Source organism: Ammonicoccus luteus (assembly GCF_050880385.1).
In the GTDB taxonomy this organism is placed as follows: domain Bacteria; phylum Actinomycetota; class Actinomycetes; order Propionibacteriales; family Propionibacteriaceae; genus Enemella.
Window position 1 is genome coordinate 1030792 of record NZ_JBNZCI010000001.1, and the last position, 14922, is coordinate 1045713.

Sequence of the window (14922 nt, forward strand, 5' to 3'; positions counted from 1 at the left end):
TGGCGTATGACTGCGTCAAGGTGATCGTAGTGCGTGACGGTTCTGCGTTCTTGTTCAGCGAGTTTGGACAGCAGATGGTGAAACCAGGTGATGTGATCTTGCTTGGTGCGAACATCTTGGCAGGATCGGAGCCAGAGGGTCATATCACGGTCACTACGATCTATCTCGACACCGACTACATGCTCGACCAGGTGCGCTGGCAGTACGCCGCGTACCTCGAAGATCGACTCGACGCGCAAGAGTTTGCCGAAGCGATCTATACCGAACCTACGCAGATCCTCCGGTTGGGTGAGGGTCGAGCCGGGTTGCTGATGCCGTGGCTGGACGAATTGGTCGCGCTCAGCGTCGAAGGGGACTTCGTGCGCCACTACCTGCGCATCCAAGCATTGTGGTTCCAGATCGCCTACGTTATCGCCCCGTTCATCAAGGTCTCGCCAGTGCGCATCTCACCTTCTCAACGCGCGCACGTCCGACCTACACTCCCGAGGGATCGCCGCTTCGCCCCTCTTCGGCCAGATGTGCGTCGAGCCGTCGCTCTACTCAGGGACAACCCAGCTCGACGCTGGACGCTGGACGACCTTGCGGCAGAGGTACATCTATCCCCGTCGCGGTTGAGCAACGTTTTCGTGGAGGCGTACGGAAAGACGCCTCTGGCGTTCTTGACAATGATCCGTGCCGAGCAACTGGCAGAATATCTGCGGGAGACAGACCTTACGGTTACCGCCGCGATGCAACGCGTCGGCTGGAACTCCCGCAGTCACGCCTCTCGACTCTTCCGTGAGTACGTGGGGCTGACGCCTGGAGAGTACCGTCGGCTCCGCTCCCGAGCCGCCTGACGATATGAGCCGGATCTAACAACGCTGAGCCGGTTCTTCTAGACCATCAGGCTCTTGCTCCAACTCAGCCTGAATCGCTGGTAGTCCAGTACAGACTCGTCGGGTTCCTCGAGAAGCCTGATGGTCACTGTCTCGTCTCCTTGTCCATCTCGTCCTCCTGACCCTCCCGACGTACCTCACGGTCGTACGGCTACTCGCTGATGAGTGGCCTCGGACGGAAGGAGGTCAGACGATGGCTGAGGTACACGACACTGATGCGGCGCTGGATGTGATTGCGCGCCGAGGCTCGGCGGTCGCTGTGATCTTCTCCAGGCTGGGCGAAGGCGTGCCGCTACCTCTCGCCGCGCACGAGCTGGCACAGCTCGGTGTGCCGGTGTTCCCGTGCGCGCCGGGAGGGAAACGCCCGATAACCACCCGCGGCTTGCACGAGGCGACCGCCGACGCCGCTCAGGTCGTGTCGTGGTGGCGGCAGCGACCGGCTGCGAACCTTGCCATCCCGACCGGTGCGGCCTCGGGGCTGGTCGTCGTCGACATCGACGTGCACAAGGTCGATGGGTACACCGCGTTTAGAAACGCGGCGCACTCCGGGCTGCTGCCGGAACCGCTGGCAGTGGTGACGACGCCGACCGGCGGCAGGCACCTGTACTACCCCGCGGATGATGAGCGTGAGCAGCGGTCGTGGCAGGTAGGTCGGTCGGGTATCGACTTTCGGGGCGATGGCGGCTACATCATCGTGCCGCCCTCGCAGCGCATGGTCGACGGCCGTCGGATGCAGTACCGGGTCGAGAGCGTGGCCGCTGGCCCGGTCGCGCGCCTTGACGCGCAGCGGCTGCGCCACTTCCTCGATCCGCGCCCGAAGTACACCACTATGGCCGCACCGCCGGGTGGCTGGCCGCTGGATGTTGCCCGGCTTGCCTCACACGTCGCGAACCGGCCCGAGGGCGAACGCAACCTCGGACTGTTCAAAGCCGCATGCCGCATGGCCGAACACGGTCACTCACACAGCGAAGCACTCGATGCGCTCGGCCTGGCCGCGAGCCAGTCCGGGCTGGGCGAGCACGAGATCACCCGGACGGTCGGTTCGGCGTATCGCCACGTCAGCACCTACGGGCCGCGTCGTCGCGCCCCGGTACGCCAGACGGCTATTGCTCGTGACGAGTTGTCGGTTGCTGCCGCGGCGAGTGGTCGGGGGCTGTGATGAGCACACGACGTCCGGCCTGGGGTTGGGCGGTGGTGACTGCTGCTACTGGCACGGTCTTGATCGGTATCGGGGCGTTCTGGCTCTCGTTCATGGCGCTGGCCGACCTCGCGGCCCGGTCGGGTATCGCTTCGGGGCAGGCGTGGATCTGGCCGCTGCTGGTCGACGGGCTGATCGTGGTCTCGACGATCGCGGTCGTCGCGCTCGATGGTCGCCGGGGTGCCTGGTATCCGTGGGCGCTGCTGATCTGCGGGGCGCTCGTGTCTGTGGCCGCGAACGCGCTGCACGCGGTCGTTGCTGCCGACGCCAGCGTGCCCTCCATGCTCGCCGCGACGGTCGCGGCGGTGCCGCCACTGGTACTGCTCGCCAGCACGCACCTCACCGTCGTCCTCACACGCTCGGCCACCGTCCCGCGAAGCAGCACGGCTCAGATACTCGGCGAGCTACCAGCCGTAGCCGAGGCAGACCCAGCACCCGAGTCCAAACCCGACGCCAAGCCGGAGGCCGAGCTGGTGCTTGGTCGGCGTGAGCGCGCCATGCAGCTTCGGGAGGCCGGCTGGTCGAACAAGGCAATCGCCGACGAGTTGCAAGTGCATCCCTCGACCGTGGGCCGTTGGTTCACCCCGCCAGTCGGAGAACCGGAAACCACCACAGGAATGGAGACAACACCATGAGTATCGACCCGCGAAAGCAGGCACGAGCGTACGAGGAGGTGCGCGTCGAGGATGTGCCCAAACCGTACATGCCGGAAGACCACCGCGAAGTGCGGCAGGTGCCCGAGGCGTTCGCCGCTGCCGACGCCACCAAACGCAAGGACAGCAAGGTCGAAACCGCCGCGACTGACGAGCTCACGGATGCAGCTGAGGCGGCGACGGTCGAGCGGAAGTTCGAGGATCACCGGGCGCGCGGTGTCGAGTGGGTGCGGCCCACCGATCTGATCGCCCGTAATACTGCGTCATTGGCCGGGCGGGGCATCGACATGGAGGTCGAGATGTTGCGCAAGGCCCGCGCGCCATTGGCGGACGGGCTGAGGAACCTCGGCGACCGAGCTAGACAGCTGTCCCCGCTGTCGGCGTTCGGGCGCAGTACCCGGCACCACGCTCCGACGCGCAGTGCGATCGGGAAGTCGTGAAGCGGTGATCAGCGATGACTCGACAACGAACGCCCGACCACCCCCAACGCAGATGCCCGCTGTGTGCACCTCGCTATCAGGAGGTGCCATCATGACAACCAGCACGACCTTCCGCGAACCGGAAGACTTCACTCGCAGCGAGGGCTTGCGTTCCCTGCTGAACCGGCTGCACGAGAGCGGCCCCGGCGCGTGGCAATCCGATCCGGTTGCCGCGGACCTGATGGCCTACGCCGCCGAAAAGTACGGGGCGCTGGCCCGCAAGCACGGCCTCGACCCCTGGGAGGCAGCTTCAGCCGCATTCGACGTGATGCGCACGAAAGCCGCGCGTACCGCGAATGACCCCTGGGGCGTGGTGACCCACGCGGTGCGCATCACCTGCATCGCTGAGGAACGTGGTCAAGGCCTGCTGTGTTCGGTGCATCAAGCCCGACGCCCACACATCTCCGCGTTCCACGACGCCGAGCGGCTGTCAGATCGGGAGAACCCGCTGACGGACTATCACTCCGCATTCCACGTCACCGACCCCGACCCAACCGCCTCCGACGAACCGGTCAGTGCCACGGTGTGCTGCTCTGCAGGATCGGCGGTGGAGGACGCGATCGCGTTGTTCACGCTGCTGGGCTGGTCCCCGCACATCGCACGCGCCGGGGTCGAGCACGTCTGCCAGGCTCTGGCCGGTGCGGGGAGCCGCCAGAGCGCCTATGAAACGCTGCGTCGTGACAAGCACGCCCGCGCCCTGCTGGACGTGAACGGCACCGCTTGGACGGCGCTGCTGAAAGCCCTGCTCGGGCACCCCAGCCCGGCCTACGCCGCGACCGCCGCCGGGCGCGGCATCCTGCTGAGGTTGCTGATCGGCGAGAGCCTGCGCGCGCTGCTGCGCGACGACGATCTCGTGCTGATGATCTCCCTCGCGGCCCCGAAACGCGGGGGCCGGTCATGAGCAGGCGCACCGGACACATCGAACTGGACCGCACGGTCGACTCGATCATCGTCGGCAACCGGCACCGCACCGACCTGGGCGACCTGACCGCGCTGGCCGAGTCCATCGAACGTGACGGACTCCTGCAGCCGTTGACGGTCACCATCGACGGGGTGCTTGTGTGCGGCGCTCGGCGGCTGGCCGCGATCAAGCTGCTCGGCTGGCGCACGGTGAGCGTGTGGGTGCGATCGGGCGTCTCGGGCAGGCTCGGGCACCTGCTGGCTGAGCAAGACGACAACCTTCTGCACAAGAACCTCACCCCGAGTGAGAAGACCGCGCTGTATCGCGAGCTGAAGACCCTCATGGCCGAGGACGCCGCTCGGAGGCAGGCGGCAACACGATTCAGCGTGGAGAACCAGCCAGGAAACGACGGTGTGGGAAACTTTCCCGCACCGTCTGAAGCGGCGGGCCGGGCCAGCGAGCAGGCCGCCGCGATGATTCCCGGTGGCGTGTCGTACAAGACACTCGACAAGATCGACTACCTGCGGCAAGTCGCTGACGACCGCGACCTGCCTGCCACGGTGCGCGGCGATGCCGCTGCCGAACTCGAACTCATCGATGCCGGTGGGCCGGTGCATCCTGGCTTCGAGCGCATCCGCGCTGCCGTCGACGCAAGCGAGGACGCCGATCTGGAGGCGCTCGCACAAGAGGCCGTCGCCCGTGCGCATACCGCGCAGAAGAAGCCCGCACCGGTCACGTCCACGGGTGAGGCCGAGCCTGTGCGGTGGCCGGTGCGCGCGTTCGTCGCCACTTGGACGGAGCTTGCCGACTGGTGGACACATTACGACGCCGAGGTGCTGGCGAGCGATCTCACCGACGAGCAGATCGCCTCGTTCCTGGCGACCGCTGAGGGCACCAGCACGTTCGCCGACGAGCTGCGTGCTGCGCGGCAGTCGCTGGAGAGCCCGCGCAGGCATCTCCGGGCGCTCTAGGGCGTGTCTTCTAATTGGCGTAGCCAGGTCAGGATTGCGCAGAGTGTGACGGCGGCGCGGTAGGTGATTGCGAGTTTGTCGTATCGGGTGGCCAGGGCGCGCCATTGCTTGGCCAGGGCGAAGGATCTCTCGACGACGTTTCGGTCTTTGTAGAGGTCGGCGTCGAGTTTCGGGGGCCGCCCACCGCGGGAGCCTCGGCGTTTGCGGGAGGCGATGGTGTCGCTCTTCTCGGGGATGACCGCAGTGATTCCGCGGGTGCGGAGCTGGCGGCGGATCGTGCCGGATGAGTACGCCTTGTCGGCGATCACCGCGTCGGGACGGGTGCGAGGCCTGCCCCGGCCAGGGCGCGGAACGTGGATGTCGGCCAAGACCTGTTCGAGCATCGCGCCGTCGTGTCGTTGACCGCCGGTGACCACATTCGCCAGCGGCCGGCCGCGACCGTCGACGGCGCTGTGAATCTTGGTGGTCAGCCCGCCACGGGAGCGGCCAATGCCGTGACCTGCAGGTTCACAGTCCGGGAAGGGGCGGTTCTTGTGATTCGATCGTGCCCCCTGTGTCCTGCTCAGGGCGCGTTGTATTTGTACCGTGCTGGTGCGCTCGGCAGATGGTGGCGTCTACCGAGACGTTCCAGTCGATCTTTCCGGCCGCATCGGCCTCGGCGAGGATGGCCTGCAAGATCCGGTCCCAGGTGCCGTCTCGGGCGTAGCGGGCGTGACGCTTCCAGACCGTCTGCCAGGCCCCGAACTCTTCCCGCGGCAGGTCCCGCCAGGGAATGCCTGCTCGGTAGCGGTAGATGATGCCCTCGACGACCTTGCGGTTATCGCGGAACGGATGCCCTTGCCGTCCTGCGTTCGAGGGCAGCAGGGGCTCGATCCGCGCCCACTGCTCATCGGTAAACTGGCGAAAACGTGACTTCGTCTGTCCCATACGGCCACGGTCTCGCGGTGCAGCGTTCAGCGTCGGGCGCCACGCCCTAGGTTGACTACATGGCAACCGCTGAAATGTTCTCCGCCCTGGAGCACCTTGTACACACCAGTCGCCTCGTCATCGACCGCCCCAGGGGAACACCTCACCCGCGTTTCGGTGAGGTGATCTACCCGCTGGATTACGGCTATCTAGACGGCACAAGCAGCGGCGACGGTGAGGGCATCGACGTGTTCGTGGGGTCGCTGATGCCACGCAGGGTCGATGCAATCTTGATATCGGTAGATCCAGGCAAGCGAGACGTCGAAGTCAAGGTCCTTCTCGGTTGTACAGCAGAGGAATCGGAAACTGTCCGCCACTTCGTTCATCGACATTTGGGCTTGGGTTGTCACCTCGTAAAGAGGTAGGTGGTTCGCGTCACGGCGGTCGCTGTCACCAACCTCATGACCCGCAACATCTAGCCCTCATCGGGTGAGTGGGCGGCGCACCTGGGGGTTATGAAGACGACTCCCGATGATCCCGCCCGCACCCGCCGCCGACTGATTTCCCTCGTCTGCGCCGGAGTCGCGTTCCTCGTCCTGGCTGCGATCGGCGTCTACGGGCTGGCGACCGGCCCGAACGACACCGGCCCGTCACCCGATGGGCGACCAGTGCCGACTCGCCCCACCCCCGATCAGTCGGCTCCGCGCCTGCCTTACGTCGCACCGTCGACCGACCCCGAAGAGTTCGCGCGCTCGGCCGCGCATGCGCTGTTCACCTGGGATACCGCCAGCGGGTTCCTGCCGCTGGATTACACCGCCGTGCTGCTCGACGTGGGTGATCCGACCGGGAACGAGCAGGCAGGGCTGGCATCCGACGTCGCCTCCTATCTGCCGGACCGTGACGCTTGGGTCGATCTGCGCCAGTACAGCACGAGCCAGCACCTGATGATCACCGACGCCTACGTACCGGACCAGTGGGCACAGGCAGTCGAGCAGGCCCGCCCCGGTCAACTCCCAATCGGGGCAATAGCCATCACGATCGAGGGCACCCGGCACCGCGAAGGGATCTGGAACGACGAACCGGTGACGTCTGAGCATGCGGTGGCGTTCACGATCTTCCTCGCCTGCCCACCCGAAACCCCGCCGACGGGCAGCCAGAGCATGACCGACGCACCGGATGCGGGGGCGGTGCCGTCGTGCTACTTGCTGCGTCTGTCGCTCCTCGACCAGCCGCTGCGCTGAGACGGAGGCCATGACCATGAAGAAGGTAGCTATCGCGTTGGCCCTGCTGCTCCTGCTCGGCCCGTTCGTCGGGCTGCTGGCGATCGGCGTGCTGATGAACCCTGCCGCGAACGCCGCGTGCACCATCGACGGCACCGGTGTCACCATCGGGAACATCCCCGACTCGCTCACGGCGACCACCGCGAACGGCGAGACCATCACGCTCAACCGGCAACAGCTCACGCACGCGGCGACCATCATCGAGATCGGTTCGGGCATCGACGGGGTGGGGCGCGACGGCATCCAGATCGCGCTGATGGCGGCCTTGACCGAATCCACCCTCCGGATGCTGTCGAACACCTCCGCCTATCCCGAGAGCGCCGACTACCCGAACGACGGCAACGGTGGCGACCACGACTCACTCGGGTTGTTCCAGATGCGCCCGCAGTCCGGGTGGGGCAGCGTCGCCGAACTAATGGACGCCACCTATCAAGCTCGGGCGTTCTACGGCGGGCCGGACGGCCCCAACTACCCGAGTCCGCGTGGCCTGCTCGACATTCCCGGCTGGCAGCAGATGAGCAAGGGCGAGGCAGCTCAAGCCGTCGAAGTCAGTGCCTACCCCGACAGGTACAACAACTACGAGCCGGTCGCGCTCACCATCCTGAGCACGCTCACGGGAGCGGGTGGCCCGATCAACCCAGCACCGCTCCAACCCACTGTCATACTGGCTGAGGTCGCGGAGTCATCGCGCGTGGTCTTCCCCCTGCCGGAGGGCACCTGGGTTCCCACGTCACCGTTCGGGTCGCGCATCCACCCGATCACCGGGGAGCAGAGCTTCCACACGGGTTCTGACTTCGCCGCGCCGGACGGTACGCCGATCCTCGCCGCAGCCTCAGGCACGGTTACGGTTGCCGAGTTCTCCGGCGGTTACGGCGGCCTCGTCGTGATCGAGCACCGTATCGCCGGGCGCACCGTGGCGACCGCCTACGCGCACAGCTGGCAGCACGGCATCCACGTCTCGGTCGGCGATCAAGTCGTGGCCGGGCAACACGTCGCCGACGTCGGTTCCTCGGGCATGAGCACGGGGCCGCATCTGCATTTCGAGGTTCGTGATGGCGGCACCAACGGTGAGTTCATCGACCCTGCCGCATGGTTGAACCAGCACAACGCCGCCGCTCTTCCCGAAGCCGCAGTCGGGGCTCCGAACGGATGTGAGAAAAGCACCGGCGCGGCCGGTGACCCGGCACCGTTCGACGATGATGACCCGAACAGGCTGGTCGCCGATCCGACCTCGACCGGGCAGATCACCGCCCGGATGCTGCACCTGTACGAGCAGACCATCGCTTCGTTCCCTGACACTGGCTGGAGCTGTTACTCACCCCGGCCCGGCACCCAGTCGGAGCATCCCTTGGGGCGTGCGTGTGATCTGACGTTCGGCAATGCGATCGGCCAGTATCCGACCGCTGAGCAACTCGCGTACGGCTGGCAGGTCACCGAGTGGATGCAGACCCACGCCGAAGTACTCGGCGTGGAATACCTGATCTGGCAAGGCAAGATCTGGTCGCTCTCGCGCGATGCCGAGGGTTGGCGTCCCTATGGCGGTGGCGGGATGCACGACCCCAGCAACGTGACAGGTGGGCACTACGACCACCTCCACGTCACGGTGAAGTAGCGGGTGCGTCATGGACGTGTTTCCCGACTTCGACGGACTGGCTGGCATCGGCGATCTCCGGGAGGTCGTTGGGGCACTGCTGATGTTCGCCCTCGTGATCGCGGTGCTGATGCTGATCGTCTCGGCGATCATCTGGGCGGTCTCATCGAGCACCGGCAACTATGCCGCCGCATCCAAGGGCCGCGTCGGAGTGCTGGTCTCTCTCGGCGGCGCAGTCCTGGCCGGGGCCGGTGTCGCGTGGATGAACTGGCTGATCGGCATCGGCCAGCAACTCTGACCCGTATTGCTTCTTCTGAGCGCTCGCCCACTTGGGGCGGGCGCTCTCGTGCGTGTGGCAACGGGGTGCACCTGACGGCAGAACCACCCATCGCTTCGTGAAGGAGAACTGCCGTGATTGACATCGACCCCAACTCCAGCGGCTTGCCGGGAATCGAGCAGCTGCGCATCATCGTCGGCGCAGTCATGACCGTGGGCCTGATCCTCAGCGTTCTGGCGCTGATCGTTTCCGCGATCATCTGGGCCTACGGGTCCAACTCGTCCAACCCGCACCTGGCCGGTCGCGGCAAGATCGGCGTTCTGATCTCGTGCGGTGCTGCCGTTGTGTGTGGCGCGTCTGTGACGCTCATCAACTTCTTCTGGGGCGTCGGCCAAGCCGTCTGAAACCCACCCATCAACAACTCCGAACTACAAGGAGGCTCGTGATGGGCGTGTGCGATATCCCCGTCATTTCCAGCGTCTGCGATGTCGCCGGTGAAGCCGCCGCGACGCTGATCTCGGCACCTTTCGACTGGCTCGCCAGCGCGATGGGTGAAGCCGCCGCCTGGCTGTTCGAGGCCGTCTGGACGGTCTTCGACACCACCACGCTGGTTGACGTCACCAGCGGCGAGTACCTCGGCGTCTACAACTTGATCTTCGGGATCGCCGTGTTCGTCATGCTGCTGTTCTTCTGCCTGCAACTGATCACCGGCATGATCCGCCGAGAACCCGCCGCCCTCTCCCGCGCCGCCCTCGGCTTAGCCAAGAGCGTGCTCGGGTCGTTCGTGGTCATCACGCTGGTGGCGCTGCTGCTGGAGATCACCGACCAACTCGCGATCGGGATCATCCAAGCCGCCGGGGAAACCACCGCAACGATGGGCGACAAGATCGCCATTCTCGTCGCCGGACTGACCGCACTGAACGTCGGCGCTCCCGGAGTCGGGGCGATCCTGACGATCTTCCTCGCATCCTTGGCGATCGCTGCCGCCGCCATCGTGTGGCTGTCGTTGCTCATCCGCAAGGCGCTGCTGCTGGTCGCGGTCGTGCTCGCCCCGTTTGCGTTCTCCGGTGCCTCCTGGGATGCCACGCGCGGCTGGATCTCCAAGTGGGCGATGTTCGTCATCGCGCTCGTGTTGTCCAAGCTGGTGCTTGTCGTGATTCTGCTGGTCGCGGTGACCCAGGTGTCGGCCCCAATCGACGCCGACCTATCGAACATCGCCGACCCACTCGCCGGGGTCGTACTGATGGCACTGGCCGGGTTCGCGCCGTACATGACTTACCGGTTCCTGTCGTTCGTCGGTTTCGATCTCTACAACTCGATGGGAACCGAGCAGGAAGCCAAGAGCGCCCTCAACCGGCCCGTGCCGACGCCGGGCAAGCCGCAGGGCGGCGAACCGAAGAAGGTACTCGACGAGGGCGCCAAGAGCGGCGACAAGAAGGCCAGCGGCGCTGCCGGTGGTGGCCCTAACGCGAAGCCGACACCACCAGCGTCCTCAGCGGGTAGTGCTGGCGCGGGCGCGGGTGGTTCTGCCGGAGCCGCAGGTGCCGGGGGTGGCGCGGCGGCGGCAGGGCCGATCGCCGCAGGAGTCGTGGCCGGTGCCGCTGTGGTCAAAGCAGCCGCGACCGCCGGACCTAAAGCGGGTCAGGCGCTCGCTGGTCAGGCCGATCAAGCGGCATCTGGTGCCGAGCAGTCGGGGTCGGCCCCAGTCACTCCGAACGCGCCGCCGCCGTCACAACCGCTGCCGAAGACCCCGAACAGTTCCCCGACACCGCCGAAGCCGACCAAGGAGTGACCTGCGATGCCCAGCACTGAAACGGCCCACGAGCGCGGCGGCGAGCTGGTGCCCGTGAAGTTCTCCCGCCTCACGAGGCGCGGCATCCTGCTCGGACTGTCACTGTCTCAGCTGATCACCCTCGGTGTCGGCGGGGCGAGCCTCGTGGCCGCGTTCTACGGCGGAGGCGGTGCCCTGTTCCTCATCACCGCGCCGATCTGGGTACTCGCTGCCGCGATCACCTGGATTCCGGTCGCGGGCCGCCCGCTGGTCGAGTGGCTGCCGGTGGCCTGCTGGTGGCTGTGGCGCACCACCGGCGGGCAACTGACCTACCGGCGCAGGATCGTCACCCCACGCCCGGCAGGAACCCTCGCGCTGCCCGGCGATGCGGCCCGGCTGCGTGAGTACGTCGATCCCGAGACCGGGGCCGCAATGGTGCATGACCCGACCGCCGGAACCCTCACCGTCGTCACCGAGATCACTCATCCTGCGTTCGTCCTGCTCGACCCCGGCGAGCAGGAACGGCGCGTGACCGCATGGGGCAGGGTGCTGGCGACCGTGTGCCGTTCGGGGCGTATCGCCACGCTGCAAGTGCTGGAGCGGACGCTGCCGGACTCCGGGCAGGGGTTGGCCGAGTGGTGGGCCGCGCACGGCACCGCCGACGGTTCATGGGCGGCGACGACTTATCAGGAGTTGATCGAACGGGCCGGGCCTGCCGGGGAGCGCCACGCGACCACCCTCAGTCTGAGCCTGGATATGCGGGCCGCCGCCCGCCAGATTCGCACCGCAGGCGGCGGCGTCAAGGGCGCGGCGAACGTGCTGCGGCAGGAGATGGGCACGCTGTCGGCGGCGCTGCGTTCGGCAGACCTGACGAGCAAGGGCTGGCTCAGTACCGGACAAATCGCGGTCATCCTGCGCTCAGCATATGACCCGGCGATCGCCGCGACGCTGGAACGCCACGGCGACCTCGGTCACGACCTCGCCACCGCCGGGCCGGTCGCGGTCACCGAGTCGTGGGGGCATCTTCGCAGCGACTCGGCCTACCACTGCGTCGTGTGGATCTCGGAGTGGCCGCGCTCGATGGTGCATCCAGGGTTCCTCTCGCCCGTGCTGCTGTCCAGTGGCATTCATCGGGCGTTCTCGCTGATCTGCACCCCGTTGCGCACCGATCAAGCCGCCCGCGACATTCGCCGCAAGAAGACCGAATACATCAGCGACGCGGCACAGCGCGCCCGCATCGGGCAGATCGAAGACGCTTCGCAGACGGCCGAGTACCACGATGTGCTCCAGCAGGAGGCTGACCTGACTGCCGGGCACGGGGTGCTCCGCTACACCGGGCTGATCTCAGTGTCTGCCGACTCGCTCGAGGAATTGGAAGCGGCAGTCGCCGCGATCGAACAAGCCGCGATCCAAGCCTCGTGCGAGACCCGCGTGCTGGTCGGCCAGCAAGCGCAGGCATTCACCGCCGCCGCACTGCCGCTGTGCCGCAAGGTCTGAACCGTCGGGTGCACCTCGAAACCATCCCCACTGATTCATCTGGAGGTCCGACATGCCGACGTTCAACGACCCGACTGCCGACGCGGAGGAAGCCCGCCAAGCATTGCGCGGTCTCGCGCACGCCACCATCCGCATGGACGACCCCGACAAGCTCTACGGCATCGTCGGGGAACTCCTCGGCGCGGCCCGTTCCCTGGAGCAATCGCTCATCCAACTCGCAGGGGCCAGCCTCACCCACCAAAGCAGCGCCGCCCACGACGACGGCGACCGCAACCTCGGGGCCGCCGATGCCTGGGCCGCTGCCGACGCGCTCCAGCAGGCCGCACGACACGTCAACGCCGCCGAAAGCGTGCTCGAACAGGCATCCGGGCATCTGGGCCGCATCGCATGGCAACCGCCACAGCTAGACCGCACCGGCCCGGTCCAGGACACCGCCACCGCCGACGCCGCGCAGCGGGCGCTCGATGAGCGCCGCGACCGAGTGCGCGGCGACGGATCATGGTTCACCCCTGACCGCATCGCGGACATCACACGCAACCGGGGGCTAGACCGATGAGCCCTCGTGAGGATGAGAAGCTGCACGCCTCGGTGCTGGTCGCCCCCGCGAAAGAGCGGCGACGCTACCGCAAACAGCGACGCCAGGCCGCGAACCAGCTACATCACGAACAGCAACAACGGAAGACCGCAGAGGCGAAAGCTCGCGCCGACGCAGAGAAAGCCGAGCGCGCCGCACGCCAGTACCTGCCCGCCGCAGGCGAACCCGGCCCGGCCATGCTGCGCGCACCAGGCCGTTTCCATCTGCCCCGACATCAAGACACCTCCGCCACTCTGTCAGGCGCATACCCGTTCGTCGCAGAGGGTGGGCTCGGGTCCAGCGGAGTGTTTGTCGGCCAAGACCTCTACTCCGGTGGGTCGTTCGTCTACGACCCCTGGGTGCTGTACGCCAACGGTGTCATCACCGCACCCAACGTGGTCTTGGCCGGAATCGTCGGCTCCGGCAAGTCAAGCCTGGCGAAGTCCCTGTACACCCGCAGCCTTCCTTTCGGTAGGCGCGTGTATGTGCCGGGCGACCCGAAAGGCGAACACACCGCCGTTGCTGAGGCTGTCGGCGGACGCGCGATCGCACTCGGGCACGGCATGGCCAACAGGCTCAACCCCTTGGATGAGGGCTATCGGCCCTCTCACTTCACCGACGTCGAGTGGGAGAGCACCGTGTCCGCTCGTCGACGTGACCTCATCGGCGCGTTGGCCGAGGTGGTACTCGCTCGCGCGCTGACCCCACTGGAACACACTGTGATCGACACCGCGCTGACCGCGACCGTGCGGGAGAACACCGTGCCGATTCTGCCGATGGTCGTTGACCGCATCCTCGCCCCCACCAGCGATAGCGACGGACGACTGGCCGAGGACGGCAGAATCGTCGGCCACGCTTTGCGGCGGCTGGTCGCTGGCGACCTCGCGGGGTTGTTCGACGGCCCCTCGACGGTGCAGTTCGATCCGACGCTGCCGATGATCAGCCTTGACCTGTCGCGGGTGACGGAGAACAGCACGCTCATCAGCGCATTGATGACCTGCTGCTCGGCGTGGATGGAGTCCGCACTTCTCGACCCAGCAGGCGGACAACGGTGGGTGATCTATGACGAGGCGTGGCGTCTGATGTCGCAGCCGTCGCTGCTGAGACGGATGGATGCGCACTGGCGACTCGCCAGGCACTACGGCATCGCCAATGCCTTGATCTTCCACAAGCTCACCGATCTGGAGAACGTCGGCGACTCCGGCAGCGCCATGCGCTCGCTGGCCAATAGCCTGCTCGCGAACGCCGAGACCCGCATCATCTACCGGCAGGAGAGCGACCAGCTGGGCGTCACCGCCAAGACCCTGGGCCTAACGACCACCGAACGCAAACTGTTGCCTTCACTCGGCGTCGGACAGGGCCTGTGGCGCATCAAGGAACGCAGTTTCGTTGTTCAACAACAACTACACCCTGCCGAGCTAGAACTGTTCGACACGAGCGCCAGGGCATCAGGTCTGACTCCCGGCGGGAGCACACTGTGAACCCGAGCGAACCCGACCGGGAGCGCCTCATGGCGACCATGAGCGCGCTCGATGACGGACTGAACCAGATCGCGAGGAAGTACGACGGCAGCGTGCAGTTCTTCTACGAGGATCCCGAGACGTTCGGTGCCGGGCACTTCGTGTTCTACCCGGAGAACGACGGCCGTTCACGGTTCGCGATCGAAGAGCAGTACACCGGCACCGACTGGTCCGACGACGAGCGACTGCCGACATCGTGGACATGGACCGCAGAACGCCGAGTGCGCCACCCTGACGGCACTACCGTGTGGGGCATAGAACGCGAGGGCGAGGCACGCGCCGAGGACTTCCGGCAGGTGCTCGCCGAGGCCGAGAAGTGGGCACGGCGCACGCAGAACCGCACCGCCTCGAGCAACCAGTTCGGCATCGGGCGCGGGCATCGAGACGAACCGCCCGCGCCGAGGCTCTGACGCCTGACTGAGAGACGGC

General features: G+C 66.5%; 17 protein-coding genes. 16 read left to right on the plus strand and 1 reads right to left on the minus strand.

The annotated features are described in order from the left end of the window. Positions 1-29 precede the first annotated feature (29 nt). From ACQ260_RS04790 to ACQ260_RS04815, 6 genes are all read left to right on the plus strand, one after another. Positions 30-836, plus strand: coding sequence for a helix-turn-helix domain-containing protein (locus ACQ260_RS04790; protein ID WP_432558242.1), 807 nt, complete (start codon positions 30-32; stop codon positions 834-836). Positions 837-1068: 232 nt separating this feature from the next. Then, complete coding sequence (locus ACQ260_RS04795) at positions 1069-2034, plus strand: bifunctional DNA primase/polymerase (protein WP_432558243.1); 966 nt, start codon at positions 1069-1071, stop codon at positions 2032-2034. A 32-nt stretch (positions 2035-2066) separates the two neighbouring features. After that, a complete protein-coding gene (locus ACQ260_RS04800; RefSeq protein ID WP_432558244.1) occupies positions 2067-2708 on the plus strand; it encodes a DUF2637 domain-containing protein in 642 nt (213 codons plus the stop codon). Continuing rightward, positions 2705-3166, plus strand: coding sequence for a hypothetical protein (locus ACQ260_RS04805; protein ID WP_432558245.1), 462 nt, complete (start codon positions 2705-2707; stop codon positions 3164-3166). The genes ACQ260_RS04800 and ACQ260_RS04805 overlap by 4 nt, the downstream gene beginning before the upstream one ends. Before the next feature lie 91 nt (positions 3167-3257). Next, entirely contained in the window at positions 3258-4106 is an 849-nt protein-coding gene (locus tag ACQ260_RS04810) for a hypothetical protein (protein ID WP_432558246.1), read from the plus strand. Continuing rightward, positions 4103-5077, plus strand: a complete 975-nt coding sequence (locus ACQ260_RS04815; RefSeq protein WP_432558247.1) for a ParB N-terminal domain-containing protein — start codon at positions 4103-4105, stop codon at positions 5075-5077. The genes ACQ260_RS04810 and ACQ260_RS04815 overlap by 4 nt, the downstream gene beginning before the upstream one ends. Here the strand turns inward: ACQ260_RS04815 and ACQ260_RS04820 are convergent. Next, a protein-coding gene (locus ACQ260_RS04820) for an IS5 family transposase (protein WP_432558248.1) occupies positions 5074-6004 on the minus strand; the annotation gives its coding sequence in 2 pieces (ribosomal slippage) (positions 5074-5619 and positions 5621-6004; 930 coding nt in all). The genes ACQ260_RS04815 and ACQ260_RS04820 overlap by 4 nt on opposite strands. 59 nt (positions 6005-6063) lie before the next feature. Between ACQ260_RS04820 and ACQ260_RS04825 the strand changes: the two genes are divergently transcribed. From ACQ260_RS04825 to ACQ260_RS04870, 10 genes are all read left to right on the plus strand, one after another. Next, the gene (locus tag ACQ260_RS04825; RefSeq protein WP_432558249.1) at positions 6064-6408 is read left to right on the plus strand and encodes an inorganic pyrophosphatase; all 345 of its coding nucleotides are present in this window, start codon (positions 6064-6066) and stop codon (positions 6406-6408) included. A gap of 90 nt (positions 6409-6498) precedes the next feature. Further along, positions 6499-7224 carry a hypothetical protein gene (locus tag ACQ260_RS04830; protein WP_432558250.1) on the plus strand — a complete coding sequence of 242 codons (726 nt, stop codon included), beginning with the start codon at positions 6499-6501 and terminating at the stop codon, positions 7222-7224. A gap of 16 nt (positions 7225-7240) precedes the next feature. Beyond that, the gene (locus ACQ260_RS04835) at positions 7241-8875 is read left to right on the plus strand and encodes a M23 family metallopeptidase (RefSeq protein ID WP_432558251.1); all 1635 of its coding nucleotides are present in this window, start codon (positions 7241-7243) and stop codon (positions 8873-8875) included. Positions 8876-8885: 10 nt separating this feature from the next. Next, entirely contained in the window at positions 8886-9152 is a 267-nt protein-coding gene (locus ACQ260_RS04840; RefSeq protein WP_432558252.1) for a DUF6112 family protein, read from the plus strand. Positions 9153-9265: 113 nt separating this feature from the next. Beyond that, positions 9266-9535, plus strand: a complete 270-nt coding sequence (locus tag ACQ260_RS04845; protein WP_017883434.1) for a DUF6112 family protein — start codon at positions 9266-9268, stop codon at positions 9533-9535. A 41-nt stretch (positions 9536-9576) separates the two neighbouring features. Continuing rightward, complete coding sequence (locus ACQ260_RS04850) at positions 9577-10923, plus strand: conjugal transfer protein TrbL (protein ID WP_432558253.1); 1347 nt, start codon at positions 9577-9579, stop codon at positions 10921-10923. A 6-nt stretch (positions 10924-10929) separates the two neighbouring features. Then, a complete protein-coding gene (locus ACQ260_RS04855) occupies positions 10930-12399 on the plus strand; it encodes an SCO6880 family protein (RefSeq protein ID WP_432558254.1) in 1470 nt (489 codons plus the stop codon). 52 nt (positions 12400-12451) lie between these two features. Next, entirely contained in the window at positions 12452-12955 is a 504-nt protein-coding gene (locus ACQ260_RS04860) for a hypothetical protein (protein WP_432558255.1), read from the plus strand. Then, the gene (locus ACQ260_RS04865; RefSeq protein ID WP_432558256.1) at positions 12952-14454 is read left to right on the plus strand and encodes a putative type IV secretion/conjugal transfer ATPase; all 1503 of its coding nucleotides are present in this window, start codon (positions 12952-12954) and stop codon (positions 14452-14454) included. The genes ACQ260_RS04860 and ACQ260_RS04865 overlap by 4 nt, the downstream gene beginning before the upstream one ends. Beyond that, entirely contained in the window at positions 14451-14903 is a 453-nt protein-coding gene (locus ACQ260_RS04870) for a hypothetical protein (protein ID WP_432558257.1), read from the plus strand. The genes ACQ260_RS04865 and ACQ260_RS04870 overlap by 4 nt, the downstream gene beginning before the upstream one ends. Positions 14904-14922 lie beyond the last annotated feature (19 nt).

Bases quoted from the DNA above. Each gene is read 5' to 3' on its own strand.
- ACQ260_RS04810 (WP_432558246.1), top strand. From the start codon at position 3,258: ATGACAACCAGCACGACCTTCCGCGAACCGGAAGACTTCACTCGCAGC.
- ACQ260_RS04795 (WP_432558243.1), top strand. From the start codon at position 1,069: ATGGCTGAGGTACACGACACTGATGCGGCGCTGGATGTGATTGCGCGC.
- ACQ260_RS04850 (WP_432558253.1), top strand. From the start codon at position 9,577: ATGGGCGTGTGCGATATCCCCGTCATTTCCAGCGTCTGCGATGTCGCC.
- ACQ260_RS04815 (WP_432558247.1), top strand. From the start codon at position 4,103: ATGAGCAGGCGCACCGGACACATCGAACTGGACCGCACGGTCGACTCG.
- ACQ260_RS04860 (WP_432558255.1), top strand. From the start codon at position 12,452: ATGCCGACGTTCAACGACCCGACTGCCGACGCGGAGGAAGCCCGCCAA.
- ACQ260_RS04840 (WP_432558252.1), top strand. From the start codon at position 8,886: ATGGACGTGTTTCCCGACTTCGACGGACTGGCTGGCATCGGCGATCTC.
- ACQ260_RS04865 (WP_432558256.1), top strand. From the start codon at position 12,952: ATGAGCCCTCGTGAGGATGAGAAGCTGCACGCCTCGGTGCTGGTCGCC.
- ACQ260_RS04830 (WP_432558250.1), top strand. From the start codon at position 6,499: ATGAAGACGACTCCCGATGATCCCGCCCGCACCCGCCGCCGACTGATT.
- ACQ260_RS04835 (WP_432558251.1), top strand. From the start codon at position 7,241: ATGAAGAAGGTAGCTATCGCGTTGGCCCTGCTGCTCCTGCTCGGCCCG.
- ACQ260_RS04855 (WP_432558254.1), top strand. From the start codon at position 10,930: ATGCCCAGCACTGAAACGGCCCACGAGCGCGGCGGCGAGCTGGTGCCC.
- ACQ260_RS04825 (WP_432558249.1), top strand. From the start codon at position 6,064: ATGGCAACCGCTGAAATGTTCTCCGCCCTGGAGCACCTTGTACACACC.
- ACQ260_RS04805 (WP_432558245.1), top strand. From the start codon at position 2,705: ATGAGTATCGACCCGCGAAAGCAGGCACGAGCGTACGAGGAGGTGCGC.